The sequence below is a fragment of the Curtobacterium citreum genome, assembly GCF_006715175.1.
Lineage (GTDB): Bacteria > Actinomycetota > Actinomycetes > Actinomycetales > Microbacteriaceae > Curtobacterium > Curtobacterium citreum.
Genome location: NZ_VFMQ01000001.1, coordinates 2,044,734 through 2,057,639, shown reverse-complemented (window position 1 = coordinate 2,057,639; position 12,906 = coordinate 2,044,734). Strand labels below are relative to the sequence as shown.

The window sequence follows — 12,906 nt, the reverse complement described above, 5'->3', positions numbered from 1 at the left end:
CGGCCACCCGGTCGCACCCCGTCTCCGGCGTCGCACCCTGCCACAGCGGGGTGCGACGCGCGTGCGGGGGTGCGACGGGGGCACTAGGGCGTGTCGGAGCGGTGCTCGACGACGTCCTGCAGCTCCGGGCGCTTCGGGGAGACGCCGTCGCCGGAGGACGTGTGCCGGATCCGGCGCACCACCCACGGCACGAGGTACTCCCGCGCCCAGCCGAGGTCCTCGACCCGGGCCTCGCGCCACGGTCGGGCCTCGAGCGGCTCCGGCACGAACGGCTCCAGCCCGTGGTCGACGCCCAGGGTGTCGAGCACGGCCGCGGCGACCGTGGCGTGGCCCGTGGGGGAGTGGTGCAGCCGGTCGGGTGCCCACATCCGCGGGTCCCGCAGCACCCGGAGCGCCCACATGTCGGCGACGAGCGCCCCGTGCTTCAGCGCGATGGCGTGCAGGTTCTCGTTGTAGATCGCCGTCTTGCCGCGGACCATCCCGAGCACCGGGGTCATGCCGACGTCCGGGCCGGTGAACAGCAGGACCGTCGCACCGTCGCTCCGGAGCCGCTCGACCATGCCGTCGAACCGCTCGGCGAGCTCGTCGGGGTCCGACCCCGGTCGGATGATGTCGTTGCCGCCGGCCGAGACCGTGACGAGGTCCGGGCGGAGCGCCAGGGCAGGCTCGACCTGCTCGTCGACGATCTGGCCGAGGAGCCGACCGCGGATCGCGATGTTCGCGTACGCGAAGTCGTCGGTGCGGTGCGCGAGGACCTCGGCGACCCGGTCGGCCCAGCCGCGGTTGCCGCCGGGCACGGTCGGGTCGGGGTCCCCGATGCCCTCGGTGAACGAGTCACCGATCGCGACGTACCTGGACCACGGATGACGATCTGACACGTCCCGAACCGTAGTCTCGTGCCATGACGAAGGCCAACCCCGCCTGGAGCCTGCCCGAGGACCTGCTCGCCCGGATCGCGGCGCGGGCGCCCGGGTACGACGCGGACAACGCCTTCTGCGCCGAGGACCTGGCCGAGCTCCGTGCCGCTGGATGGCTGCGGATCGGGGTGCCCGTCGAGCAGGGCGGCTCTGGGCTCGGCCTCGCCGCGACGGCGCGGTTGCAGCAGGAGCTCGCGCAGGCCGCACCGGCGACCGCGCTCGGGCTGGGGATGCACCAGGTCTGGGTGCAGGCGGCCCGCAGCGTGTCCGCACAGGGTGGGTCGTTCCTCCAGGCCGTCACCGACCACGCGGCGGACGACCACCTGCTCGCGTTCGGGGTGAGCGAACCCGGCAACGACGCCGTCCTGTTCGACTCGTCGACGACGGCGGAGCCGGACGGCGACGGGGGCTACCGCTTCACCGGGACGAAGGTGTCGACGTCGCTCGCACCGGCGTGGGACGTGCTGAGCGTGTTCGGGAAGGACACCAGCGGGCCGGAGCCGCGGCTGGTGCACGGCTTCGTGCTCCGTTCCGACGGCGACGTCGAGCACCTGGACGACTGGGACACGCTCGGGATGCGCGCGACGCAGAGCCGGACCACCCGGCTGCTCGGCGTGCACGTGCCCGCGGAGCGCATCGTGCGGTCGCTGCCGGTCGGCCCGACGAACGACCCGCTCGTGTTCGGGATCTTCGCCGCGTTCGAGCTGCTCGTGGCGTCCGTGTACGTCGGGATCGCCTCGCGCGCGGTGGACCTGGCGGTCACGGCGGTGTCCGGTCGCGCGGGGCGGGACGGGGTCCCGCGGTCGCAGGACCCGGACGTCCGTCGGACGATCGCGGACCTGCGCGGTGCCGTCGACGCCGTGGCGCTGCAGGTCGGGTCGCTCGCCCGGTCGGCGGACGAGGGCGAGGACCTGGGCGCGCGGTGGTTCCCCCTGCTCGTCGGGACCAAGGCGCGGACGGTCGACGCGGCGCAGCACGTGGTGGACGAGGCGATGCGCGTCGTCGGCGGGCGGGCGTACGCGGCGGACTCGGAGCTGGCGCGGCTCGCCCGGGACGTCCGGGCCGGGCAGTACCACCCGTCCACGCGGGACTCCGCAGCGCGGACGATCGCGGCGGCGGAGCTCGGCCCGCTCGCGTAGCGGCGCCGGCGCGCGGCGGCCGGTCGTCGGTGTCGGTGGGGCGTGGCATCATCGGCGCGTGAGCAAGCAGGACGGACGCAACCGGCTCGTCTCGGACCGTCCCGTGGACGACCTGACGGCGACGGTGCTGCACGTCGACATGGACGCCTTCTTCGCGTCCGTCGAACTGCTCGACCGTCCCGACCTGCGCGGCCTGCCCGTGATCGTCGGCCACGACTCCGACCGGTCCGTCGTCACCGCGGCCACGTACGAGGCCCGGAGGTACGGCGTGAACTCCGCGATGCCGATGGCCGTCGCCAAGCGCCGCTGCCCGAACGCGATCATCGTCGAGCCGCACTTCGAGAAGTACACGGCGAAGTCAGCCGCCGTGATGCGCGTGTTCGGGAGCTTCACGCCCCGCGTCGAGAAGCTCGGTATCGACGAGGCGTTCCTCGACGTCGCCGGAGCGCTCCGGCTCTCCGGCACCCCGTGGGAGATCGGTCGGGCGATCCGCGCCGCGGTCCTCGCCGAGACCGGGCTGCACTGCTCGGTGGGCGCAGCCTCGACCAAGTTCGTCGCGAAGCTCGCGTCCAGCCGGGCGAAGCCGGACGGGCTCCTCGTCGTCCCGGCCGAGCACACCGTCGCGTTCCTGCACCCGCAGCCCGTCTCCGCGCTGTGGGGCGTCGGCGGCACCACGCAGGAGAAGCTCGAGCGGCGCGGCATCCGCACGGTCGGCGACCTCGCGCACACCCCGCTGCCCTCCCTCGTCGCGGCACTCGGACCCGCTGGCGGCCAGCGCCTGCACGACCTGTCGTGGGGGCGTGACCCGCGGGTCGTCGATACCGGCGTCAGCGAGAAGTCGATCGGGCACGAGACCACGTTCGGCCACGACCTCACCGAACGCGACGACGTCGCCCGCGAGCTCCTGCGCCTGGCCGACAAGGTGGCCGTCCGGCTCCGGCGCGCCGACGTGCAGGCCCGCACCGTGGCGCTCAAGGTCCGGTACACCGACTTCAGCACGCTGACCCGGTCGCGCACCCTCGCCGAACCCACCGACGTCGCCAAGCGGCTGCACCACGAGGCCGTCGAGCTCTACGACGTGCTGCACCGGCCGGGCAACCGGATCCGGCTCATCGGCGTCCGCGGCGAGAACCTCGTGCCCGCCGCCGCGAGCAACGCGCTGTGGGACGACGACGCGCCATGGCGGGACACCGAGACCACCGTGGACGCCGTCGCCGCACGCTTCGGCGCGGGCGTGCTCCGGCCCGCCTCGCTCGTCCGCGGCACGCCCGAGCAGCGGCCCCCGCACGCCCGGCAGGACCCCGCGTGACGGTAGACTCGCGTGAAGTGAGCGCAGCGGAGTACGACGACCAGCAGCAGCCCGCGACACTGTGGGGCGACACCCCCGAGACCGTCGCGGACGGCGCCGTCCGCCCGCACGAAGACGCCGTGGCCCAGGCCGAGAACGCCGGCAACGCGGCCGCCGAGCACCTGTCGCCGGCGTTCCCCGAGCGGGCCGCGTGGGGCACTGCGTCCAAGCTCCGCGCCTGGCAGGTCGAGGCCCTCACGAAGTACTTCGAGAAGGAGCCGCGCGACTTCCTCGCAGCCGCGACCCCGGGCGCCGGCAAGACCACGTTCGCGCTCCGGCTCGCGACCGAGCTCCTCGCCCGCGGCACGATCGACCGGATCATCGTCGTCGCGCCGACCGAGCACCTCAAGCGGCAGTGGGCCGACTCCGCCGACCGCGTGGGCATCCGGCTCGACCCGATGTTCAAGAACGGCGACGGCATGTTCGGCCGGCACTACCAGGGCGTCGCGATCACGTACGCCCAGGTCGGCATGAACCCTGAGGTCCACCAGCGCATCACCGCAGGCGGGAAGACCCTGGTCATCCTCGACGAGGTGCACCACGGCGGCGACGCCCTGACCTGGGGCGACGGCATCCGCGAGGCGTTCACGAAGGCCACGCGCCGACTGTCGCTCTCCGGGACGCCGTTCCGCTCGGACACCGCCCCGATCCCGTTCGTGCAGTACGCCCCCGACGAGCAGGGCATCCGCACCTCGGTGTCCGACTACAACTACGGCTACGGCCGCGCGCTCAAGGACGGCGTCGTCCGCCCGGTGCTCTTCATGGCCTACGCCGGCCAGATGCGCTGGAAGACCCGGATGGGCGACGAGATGTCGGCCTCGCTCGGCGAGCAGGTGACGAAGGACATCACGGCGCAGGCGTGGCGCACCGCGCTCTCCCCGGAGGGCGAGTGGATGCCGGCCGTGCTGTCCGCCGCCGACAAGCGTCTGACCGAGGTCCGCCGAGGTGTCCCGGACGCCGGCGGGCTCGTCATCGCCACCGACACCACGACGGCTCGTGCCTACGCCCGCATCCTGCAGCGCATCACGGGGGAACGACCGACCGTCGTGCTCTCGGACGAGGCCGCCGGGTCCAGCCGCATCCAGGCCTTCTCCGAGGACACCTCGCGCTGGATGGTCGCCGTCCGCATGGTGTCCGAGGGCGTCGACGTCCCCCGGCTCTGCGTCGGCGTCTACGCCACGAGCGCGAGCACCCCGCTGTTCTTCGCGCAGGTGATCGGCCGATTCGTGCGCGCCCGTCGCCGTGGGGAGACCGCGAGCGTCTTCCTGCCGAGCGTGCCGAACCTGATGGCCCTGGCCGCCACCCTCGAACTCGAACGCGACCACGCGCTCGACCGCCCGAAGGACGCCGACGACGGGATGTACAACCCCGAGGACGCGATGGTCGCCGAGGCCAACAAGGAGGACCGCGCGTCGGAGAGCCTGCTCGAGGTGCAGCCCTTCCAGGCGCTCGACTCGCAGGCCTCGTTCGACCGTGTCCTCTACGACGGCGGCGAGTTCGGCACCGGTGGCGAGGTCGGTTCGCTCGAGGAACTCGACTTCATCGGCATTCCCGGGCTGCTCGAGCCCGACCAGGTGCGTGACCTGCTCCGCGCCCGCCAGGCGACCCAGGCCAAGCGGTCCCGCGGTCGTGCGGTGAAGGACGGCCTGCCGAAGCAGCAGCCCGCGGCGGACCGCCCGATGTACCAGACGCTCAAGGAACAACGGACCGAGCTCGCCCGGCTGGTGTCGATCTGGTCCCGGCACGCCAACGAACCGCACGGCGCGATCCACGCCGAGCTCCGACGCATCAGCGGCGGCCCGGCCGTCGCGCAGGCGAGCGTCGAGCAGATCCAGAAGCGCATCGACGTCCTGCGCTCCCGCATCGGCAACCGACGCTGAGCCGCTCGTGATCGAGCAGGTCGACGACCGCACCTGGTACGTCCGACGCACCCCCGAGTCCTCACCCGAGGCGATCATCGACCGCTTCGGCGGCGGCTACCGACTCCGCCGGTTCTCGCTCACCGAGTCCCGCCGCACCCCGCACGGTGTGTACACCGGGCCGGAGCTCGCCGAGACCGCGTGGTGGCGACTGCAGGACCGTCCACGCGGACGGTGACCGGTGCACCGACGGACCGCGGACACCCGCCGTGCCGTCGCCGGATCGCGCGGCGCGGCTTGGTGACGCGACCAGGCTTCTTCCGGTAGACCGGACGCATGGCAGACTCCATCCCCCACGTCCTCGTCCTCGGCGGCGGCTCCGCCGGCTACACCACGGTCAAGCAGCTGCAGAAGCACGCGGCGACCGTGCCGATGCGCATCACGCTGGTGGACCAGAACACGTACTACACGTACCTGCCGTTCCTGCCGGAGGTCGCCGGCGGTCACATCGCGCCGAAGGACGTCACCTTCGAGCTGCGCCGCGCGCTCAAGAAGACCCGCGTCATCCAGGGCAAGGTCACCGGCATCTCGTCGAAGGACAAGACCGTGTCGATCGCCACGGCCGGTGGTGACGACCGCACCCTCGGCTACGATCAGCTCGTCGTCGCGCTCGGCTCCGTCACCCGCACGTTCCCGACGCCGGGGCTCGAGGAGTACGGGGTCGGCTTCAAGACCGTCGAAGAAGCCGCCTACGTCCGCGCGAAGCTCCTCGACAACATCGCGAAGGCCGCTGCCACGCGAGACGAGGACGAGCGCCGCCGTCTGCTCACGAGCATCTTCGTCGGCGGTGGCTACACCGGGGTCGAGGCCATCGGCGAGCTCTTCGACGTGTCGCAGGCCGCCATCAAGACCTACCCGTCGCTCGCCGGCGAGCAGCCCCGCTGGGTGCTCATCGACGCGCTCGACCGCGTGGCGCCCGAGGTCGGCCCGGAGCTGTCGAAGTGGACCCTCGAGTCGCTCCGCGCCCGCGGCATCGACGTCCGCCTGAAGACCACCATGCCGAGCTGCGAGGGCGGCGTCGTCAAGCTCTCCGACGGCGACGAGTTCGCGACCGGACTGCTCGTCTGGACCGCCGGCGTCAAGCCGAACCCGCTCCTCGACGCCTCGGACCTGCCCCGCGGCCCGAAGGGGCACCTCGCCGCGAACGCGAAGCTCCAGGTCGAAGCCGAGGACACGCACGAGGTCGTCCCGGGCGTCTGGGGCCTCGGTGACGTCGCCCAGGTCCCCGACCTGACCGCCGAGAAGCAGCCGGCGTACTACCCGCCGAACGCGCAGAACGCCGTCCGCCAGGCCGTCGTCGCCGCCGACAACGTGGTCGCCACGATCACCGGCAAGCCGCTCGAGGAGTACCGCCACCCGTCGATCGGCACCGTCGCCTCGTACGGCGTCGGCAAGGGCGCCGCGAACATCAAGGGCGTCAAGATGACGAACCTGCTCGCCTGGCTCGCCCACCGCTCCTACCACGTCTACGCGATGCCGACCCTGAACCGGAAGGCGCGCATCGTCATCGGTTGGGTCACCGGTGCGGTGTCCGGTCGCGACGCGACCTCGCTGATCAAGGAGACGGACCCCCGCCGCAACTTCGTCGAGGCGTCCAAGTCCTAGGGACGTCACCACCCCACGGACGGGAGGCGCGGTGCCGGCTGGCACCGCGCCTCCCGTCCTTTGTGGGTCGCCTCCCACCCGACCAGGCCGAGCGTGGCGCGCACGAGCGAGAGGAGCGCGCATGCGCGCCATGACGTACCGCGGGCCGTACCGGGTCCGCGTCGAGGAGAAGCCCGACCCGCGGATCGAGCACCCGAACGACGCGATCGTGCGGGTCGAACGCGCCGCGATCTGCGGGTCCGACCTGCACCTCTACCACGGGATGATGCCGGACAGCCGCGTCGGCCACACCTTCGGGCACGAGTTCATCGGGGTCGTCGAGCAGGTGGGACCGTCGGTGCGGAGCCTCGACGTGGGCGACCGGGTGATGGTGCCGTTCCACATCTCGTGCGGCAGCTGCTGGTTCTGCGCCAGGGGACTGTTCACGAACTGCCACAACGTGAACCCGAACGCCACCGCGGTCGGCGGGATCTTCGGCTACTCGCACACCACGGGCGGCTACGACGGCGGGCAGGCCGAGCGCGTGCGGGTGCCGTTCGCCGACGTCGGGCCGCAGGCGCAGCCGCTGGCCGGTCCGGCCGGCGTCGTGAAGCGGTACGCCTACCGACGCTTCAGCGAGGGTCGGCTGGCGCACTGGATGCTGCTCGTCGTCGGTGACCGCATCGACGTCGCGACGCACCGGGTGACGGACGCGCTCCGCGGGAGGCCGGACCGGCTCCTGCACGAGACCGGGGTGCGCTCGGAGCGGGTGACGCACCCCGTGCGGGCGCGACTCGGGTCGTCCCGCCGGGACTGGCGGCACCAGCTGCTCGACCCGGTCGTCGCGAACTGGGGGTGGCTCGCGGCGATCGGTGGCGTGGTGGTGGTGGTGCGGCGGCTGCGGCGGCGCTGAACCCTGGCGGAGCCGGGGCGGCCCGTGCAGCGCCGCCCGCGCAACGCAGAAGGCCCCCTGACCGAAGTCAGGGGGCCTTGCGCTGTTCCTGTGTCCGAGGGGGGACTTGAACCCCCACGCCCTAATACGGGCACTAGCACCTCAAGCTAGCGCGTCTACCAATTCCGCCACCCGGACAGGTGTTTCCAGTTGTGTGCCAGAGCCGATCCGGGCTGTTCCCCCGGCCGTTCTGACAGGAGAAGACACTAGCACGGCCCTGAACGCCCGATGAACACGGACGCGCATCCCGGGCGCGTCCTCGGTCGCGCCACCGACCGACGCGCCGACGCGGCCCGGTAGCGTGAGGGCATGAGCGACCAGCAGGCGAGCGCCGACCCGACCGAGCAGGACCTCGAGGCGACGGCCGCGATCGCGCGGGACCTCATCCGCATCGACACGACGAACTGGGGCGAGGGGAAGTCCCGCGGCGAGACGGAGGCCGCGCACTACGTCGAGGCGAAGCTCCGCGACCTCGGTCTGGAACCGCAGCTCTTCGAGTCGGAGCCCGACCGCGTGAGCGTCGTCGCCCGGGTCCCCGGTCGTGACCGCAGCAAGCCCGCCCTCGTCGTGCACGGACACCTCGACGTCGTCCCCGCCGACCCCGCGAACTGGACGGTGGACCCGTTCGGCGGCGAGGTCCGGGACGGCATGCTCTGGGGCCGCGGTGCCGTCGACATGAAGAACATGGACGCGATGATGCTCACGTCGCTCGCCGACGTCGTCGAGCGGCAGGGAGCGCCCGAGCGGGACCTGGTGATCGCGTACTTCGCCGACGAGGAGGCCGGGGGCGTGCTCGGCTCCCACCACGTCGTCGAGCACCACCCCGAGGTCTTCGCCGGGGCGTCGGCGGCCATCAGCGAAGTCGGCGGGTACTCGATCACGCTCGGCGACCGACGCGCCTACCTGCTGCAGACCGGCGAGAAGGCGCTGATGTGGATCAAGCTGGTCACCCGCGGCACCGCGGCGCACGGGTCCCACGTCATCCGCGACAACGCCGTCACGAAGCTCGCGGCGGCGGTCGCCCGCATCGGCAGCGAGGAGTGGCCGGTCCGGCTGTCGGCGACCACCGACGCGATGGTCGCCGAGGTCGCCCGGTTCCTCGGCGTCGACCCGACGGTCACCGGCCCCGACGAGGTCGCTCTCGCGACCGGGTCGGCCTCGCGGTTCATCCACGCGGCGCTGCACACGACGTCGAACCCGACGGTCCTGACGGCCGGGTACAAGCACAACGTCATCCCGGACACCGCCGAGGCGCTCGTCGACATCCGCTGCCTGCCCGGCGACGAGGAGTCCGTTCTCGCGCGCGTCCGGGAACTCGCGGGCGACGACGTCGAGGTCGTGACGTCCTTCCGCGACATCGGGCTCGAGCAGGACTTCGGCGGCCCGCTCGTCGACGCGGTCCGGGACGTCCTCGGCCGCCACGACCCGGGTGCCCCGGTGCTGCCCTACCTGCTCTCGGGTGGGACCGACAACAAGGCACTCTCGACGCTCGGCATCGCCGGCTACGGCTTCGTCCCGCTGCAGCTGCCGGCCGACGTCGACTTCCCGGCGATGTTCCACGGCGTCGACGAGCGGGTCCCGCTCGACGCCCTGGCATTCGGGCGGCGCGTCCTCGGCGACCTGCTCGCCACGTACTGATACATTGCCGGGTCGCCCCCGCGGCACCGTCCTGCCTGCTGACCCCTGAAAGGCCCGCACGATGCACATCCTCGAGGCGATCTTCCTCGGCTTCGTGCAGGGACTCACCGAGTTCCTGCCCGTCTCGTCGAGCGCGCACCTGCGCATCGTGGGCCTGTTCCTGCCCGACGCGAAGGACCCCGGCGCGGCCTTCACGGCGGTGACGCAGCTCGGCACCGAGACCGCGGTGCTCATCTACTTCTGGAAGGACATCACGCGGATCGTCGGGCGGTGGTTCCGCTCGGTCCTCCGGCGGGACATCCCGAAGGGCGACCCCGACGTCCGGCTGGGCTGGCTGGTGATCCTCGGGACGATCCCGATCGGGGTCGCGGGGCTGCTGCTCAAGGACTCGATCGAGACCACCTTCCGGTCCCTGTGGATCGTCGCGATCGTCCTCATCGTGTTCGGCATCGTGCTCGGCGTGCTCGACGTCGTCGGTCGCAAGGTGCGCCGCATCGAGCACATGACGTTCCGGAGCGGCCTGCTCATCGGTCTCGCGCAGGTGCTCGCCCTGGTGCCGGGTGTCTCGCGCTCCGGTGCGACCGTCTCGATGGGCCTCGCGCTCGGCTACACCCGTCCGGCCGCGGCGCGGTTCGCGTTCCTGCTCGCGATCCCGGCGGTGTTCCTGTCCGGCTTCTACGAGGCCGCGACGAGCCTCGGGGACACCGGCGCGCCCTTCGGACTCGTCGACACGCTCGTCGCCACGGTGGTCGCGTTCCTCGTCGGCTTCGTCGTGATCGCCGCGTTCATGAACTACATCTCGAAGCGGAGCTTCCTGCCCTTCGTGGTCTACCGGATCGCACTCGGTATCGTGCTCATCGTGTTGCTGTCGCTCGGAGTGGTCCAGCCGTGAGGGCCTGGGAGGCCCCATCCGTCCCCGACGTCCCCGGGGAGGGCCCTCGTCCCGTCGTGCACGACACGGCGTCCGGGCACCCGGTGGACCCGACGCGCGGCGAGGACCGCGCCGCGCTCTACGTCTGCGGCATCACGCCGTACGACGCGACGCACCTCGGCCATGCCGCGACCTACCTGGCGTTCGACACCCTCGGCCGGGCATGGCGGGACGCCGGGCTCCTGGTCGAGTACGCGCAGAACACGACCGACGTCGACGACCCGCTGCTCGAGCGAGCCGCCCGTGACGGCGTGGACTGGCGCGAGCTCGCCGCCTCGCAGATCGACCTGTTCCGTCGCGACATGGAGGCGCTCCGCGTCCTGCCGCCGGACGAGTACGTCGCCGTCACGGACGAGGTCGAGCGCGTCGCCGAGGCCGTCGCCTTCCTGCAGGAGACCGGCTACGCCTACGCGGTCCCGACGGCGGAGTCCGAGGGCGACGACCTCTACTTCGACGTGAACCGCCCCACCGAGGCGTGGACGCTCGGGGACGAGAGCCGACTGGACCGCGAGACGATGACGCGCCTGTCGGCCGAGCGCGGCGGCGACCCCGACCGTGCCGGCAAGCGCGATCCGCTCGACCCACTGCTCTGGCGCGCCGCGCGCACGGGGGAGCCGTCGTGGGACACCGTCGTCGGTCCGGGACGTCCGGGCTGGCACATCGAGTGCAGCGTCATCGCGGGCGACCGCCTCGGCCTGCCGATCAGCGTGCAGGGCGGCGGCAGCGACCTCGTCTTCCCGCACCACGAGATGAGCGCCGGTCACGCGGCGGCTCTCGCGCACCAACCCCTCGCGAACGCGTTCGTGCACACCGGGATGATCGCCTACCAGGGCGAGAAGATCTCGAAGTCGCTCGGCAACCTCGTCACCGTCCGCGGACTGCTCGACGACGGCGCCGACCCGCGCGCGATCCGCCTCGCCCTGCTGTCGCACAAGTACTCCGACGACTGGGAGTGGTTCGACGGCGAGCTCTCGAGCGCCACGGCACGCCTCGCGACCTGGGACGCCTGGGCCGCCGGCGAGCCGGCCGGACACGCAGACGACGCCGCCGACGTCGCCGCGCGCATCCGCGCACGGGTCGCCGACGACCTCGACACGCCCGGAGCGGTCGCCGCGGTGGACACCGCGATTGCGGGCGGCACGGCCGTCACGCCGGAGCTCGTCGACCTCGTCGACGCCCTGCTCGGCATCCGCCTCGGCTGACAGGTCGGCCCGCGCCGGTCGAGCGTGCACGACACGCCGCGCGTGTGCCGCTGGGCGGGCACGTCTCGTCGGCGGACGGCGCCGAACGGGCCAGATCTGGCGCGCTCGGCGCGCCGAGCGGGGGGGGGCGGCCCGCCGCGACGCGGCTGGCGGCTGGCGGACGTGCCCGCAGACGGACGGGAGGCGCGGTGCCAGCCGGCACCGCGCCTCCCGTCCGTCTGTGGTGCGTCTACTGCTGGGGCGGCCGCCAGGGACCCTCGCCACCCGCGGTGCCGCCGTCCTTGCCGTCCTTGCGCTCCCGCCGCCGGAGGTACTGCTCGAACTCCTGCGCGATGGCGTCCCCGGACGCCTCGGGGGAGTCGACGGTGTCCCGGGCCTGCTCGAGCTGCCCGATGTAGCTCGCCATGTCCTCGTCGTCGGCGGCGAGGGCGTCGATGCCCTCCTCCCACTCCGTGGCCTCGTCGAGCAGGGTGCCGCGCGGCACGGTGACGTCGGTGAGCTCCTCCATCTTGTCGAGGAGCGACAGGGTGGCCTTCGGCGAGGGGGAGTTGTGCACGTAGTGCGGGACCGAGGCCCAGAGCGACAGGGTCGTCAGGCCCGCGGTGTCCATCGCGTCGGACAGCACGCCGAGGATGCCCGTCGGGCCCTCGTACGTGGAGCGGTCGACGTCGAAGGCCGAGCGCACCCCGGCGTCCTCGCTCGAGACGAACACCGAGATCGGTCGGGTGTGCGGCACGTCGGCGAGCATCGCCCCGACGAACACCACGGCGTCGATCGAGTACACGTCGGCGAGGTCGATCACCTCGGCGCAGAAGCCGCGCCACGTCCGCGAGGGCTCGGGGCCGACGAGCACGAAGACCTCGCGCTCGGACTCGGCACCCGTCGCTCCGACGACCGGTCGACCGTCCTGGCCGGGGCCGTACAGCACGATCCGGGGCCAGGTGATGCCGCGCGAGCCGTCCTCCGAGGTCCCGACCTCTGGCCGGTTGAACTGGTAGTCGACGTACCGCTCACCGTCGATCTCGCGCAGTTCGTCGAGCCCCAGGGCGTCGACGATGCGCCGAGCGAGACCGCTGGCCGCCTCGCCGGCGTCGTTCCAGCCCTCGAACGCGACGACGAGCAGTCGGCCGTCGCTGAAGGGGGAGTGCTGTGGCACGGAGGGGCCTCCTGGTGGTGGAGCGGGGCACGCGCTGCACGCGCGCGGCCGGACACGGTACGAGTACCCCAGGATAGGCCCGGCGCTCGTCGGGGCGTGGCGGCGTCCGCGTGCAGCGGA

At 72.5% G+C, this 12,906-nt stretch carries 10 protein-coding genes, 1 tRNA gene and 1 pseudogene; 9 read left to right on the top strand and 3 right to left on the bottom strand.

Annotated features, from left to right (window positions below):
* Nucleotides 1–83: 83 nt before the first annotated feature.
* Nucleotides 84–878, bottom strand: coding sequence for an SGNH/GDSL hydrolase family protein (locus FB462_RS09730; RefSeq protein ID WP_141861602.1), 795 nt, complete (start codon nt 876–878; stop codon nt 84–86).
* Nucleotides 879–901: 23 nt separating this feature from the next.
* Here FB462_RS09730 and FB462_RS09725 point away from each other — a divergent pair, with 23 nt between their 5' ends.
* From FB462_RS09725 to FB462_RS09700, 6 genes and pseudogenes are all read left to right on the top strand, one after another.
* Nucleotides 902–2,056 carry an acyl-CoA dehydrogenase family protein gene (locus FB462_RS09725; protein ID WP_141861600.1) on the top strand — a complete coding sequence of 385 codons (1,155 nt, stop codon included), beginning with the start codon at nt 902–904 and terminating at the stop codon, nt 2,054–2,056.
* 58 nt (nt 2,057–2,114) lie between these two features.
* Nucleotides 2,115–3,365, top strand: a complete 1,251-nt coding sequence (dinB, locus tag FB462_RS09720) for a DNA polymerase IV (RefSeq protein WP_141861598.1) — start codon at nt 2,115–2,117, stop codon at nt 3,363–3,365.
* A 119-nt stretch (nt 3,366–3,484) separates the two neighbouring features.
* Entirely contained in the window at nt 3,485–5,284 is a 1,800-nt protein-coding gene (locus FB462_RS09715) for a DEAD/DEAH box helicase (RefSeq protein WP_058740907.1), read from the top strand.
* A 7-nt stretch (nt 5,285–5,291) separates the two neighbouring features.
* Complete coding sequence (locus FB462_RS09710; RefSeq protein ID WP_114851209.1) at nt 5,292–5,501, top strand: hypothetical protein; 210 nt, start codon at nt 5,292–5,294, stop codon at nt 5,499–5,501.
* Between the two features lie 98 nt (nt 5,502–5,599).
* Complete coding sequence (locus FB462_RS09705; RefSeq protein ID WP_058740879.1) at nt 5,600–6,928, top strand: NAD(P)/FAD-dependent oxidoreductase; 1,329 nt, start codon at nt 5,600–5,602, stop codon at nt 6,926–6,928.
* Between the two features lie 121 nt (nt 6,929–7,049).
* A pseudogene (locus tag FB462_RS09700) lies at nt 7,050–7,493 on the top strand (alcohol dehydrogenase catalytic domain-containing protein); the annotation flags it as partial.
* A gap of 418 nt (nt 7,494–7,911) precedes the next feature.
* Here the strand turns inward: FB462_RS09700 and FB462_RS09695 are convergent.
* A tRNA-Leu gene (locus FB462_RS09695) sits at nt 7,912–7,997 on the bottom strand.
* 171 nt (nt 7,998–8,168) lie between these two features.
* Between FB462_RS09695 and FB462_RS09690 the strand changes: the two genes are divergently transcribed.
* From FB462_RS09690 to mshC, 3 genes are all read left to right on the top strand, one after another.
* A complete protein-coding gene (locus FB462_RS09690; RefSeq protein WP_058740876.1) occupies nt 8,169–9,497 on the top strand; it encodes a M20/M25/M40 family metallo-hydrolase in 1,329 nt (442 codons plus the stop codon).
* 61 nt (nt 9,498–9,558) lie between these two features.
* Complete coding sequence (locus tag FB462_RS09685) at nt 9,559–10,389, top strand: undecaprenyl-diphosphate phosphatase (RefSeq protein ID WP_114851207.1); 831 nt, start codon at nt 9,559–9,561, stop codon at nt 10,387–10,389.
* Nucleotides 10,386–11,630 carry a cysteine--1-D-myo-inosityl 2-amino-2-deoxy-alpha-D-glucopyranoside ligase gene (gene mshC, locus FB462_RS09680; RefSeq protein ID WP_114851206.1) on the top strand — a complete coding sequence of 415 codons (1,245 nt, stop codon included), beginning with the start codon at nt 10,386–10,388 and terminating at the stop codon, nt 11,628–11,630. The genes FB462_RS09685 and mshC overlap by 4 nt, the downstream gene beginning before the upstream one ends.
* A gap of 229 nt (nt 11,631–11,859) precedes the next feature.
* Here mshC and FB462_RS09675 read toward each other — a convergent pair whose 3' ends face one another.
* Nucleotides 11,860–12,786 (bottom strand): proteasome assembly chaperone family protein, encoded by a 927-nt coding sequence (locus FB462_RS09675; RefSeq protein ID WP_141861596.1) that lies wholly within the window; start codon nt 12,784–12,786, stop codon nt 11,860–11,862.
* Between the last annotated feature and the right edge of the window lie 120 nt (nt 12,787–12,906).

Excerpts from the sequence above, each read along its gene's own strand:
- FB462_RS09725 (WP_141861600.1), top strand. The coding sequence starts at position 902 with ATGACGAAGGCCAACCCCGCCTGGAGCCTGCCCGAGGACCTGCTCGCC.
- FB462_RS09705 (WP_058740879.1), top strand. The coding sequence starts at position 5,600 with ATGGCAGACTCCATCCCCCACGTCCTCGTCCTCGGCGGCGGCTCCGCC.
- FB462_RS09690 (WP_058740876.1), top strand. The coding sequence starts at position 8,169 with ATGAGCGACCAGCAGGCGAGCGCCGACCCGACCGAGCAGGACCTCGAG.
- FB462_RS09685 (WP_114851207.1), top strand. The coding sequence starts at position 9,559 with ATGCACATCCTCGAGGCGATCTTCCTCGGCTTCGTGCAGGGACTCACC.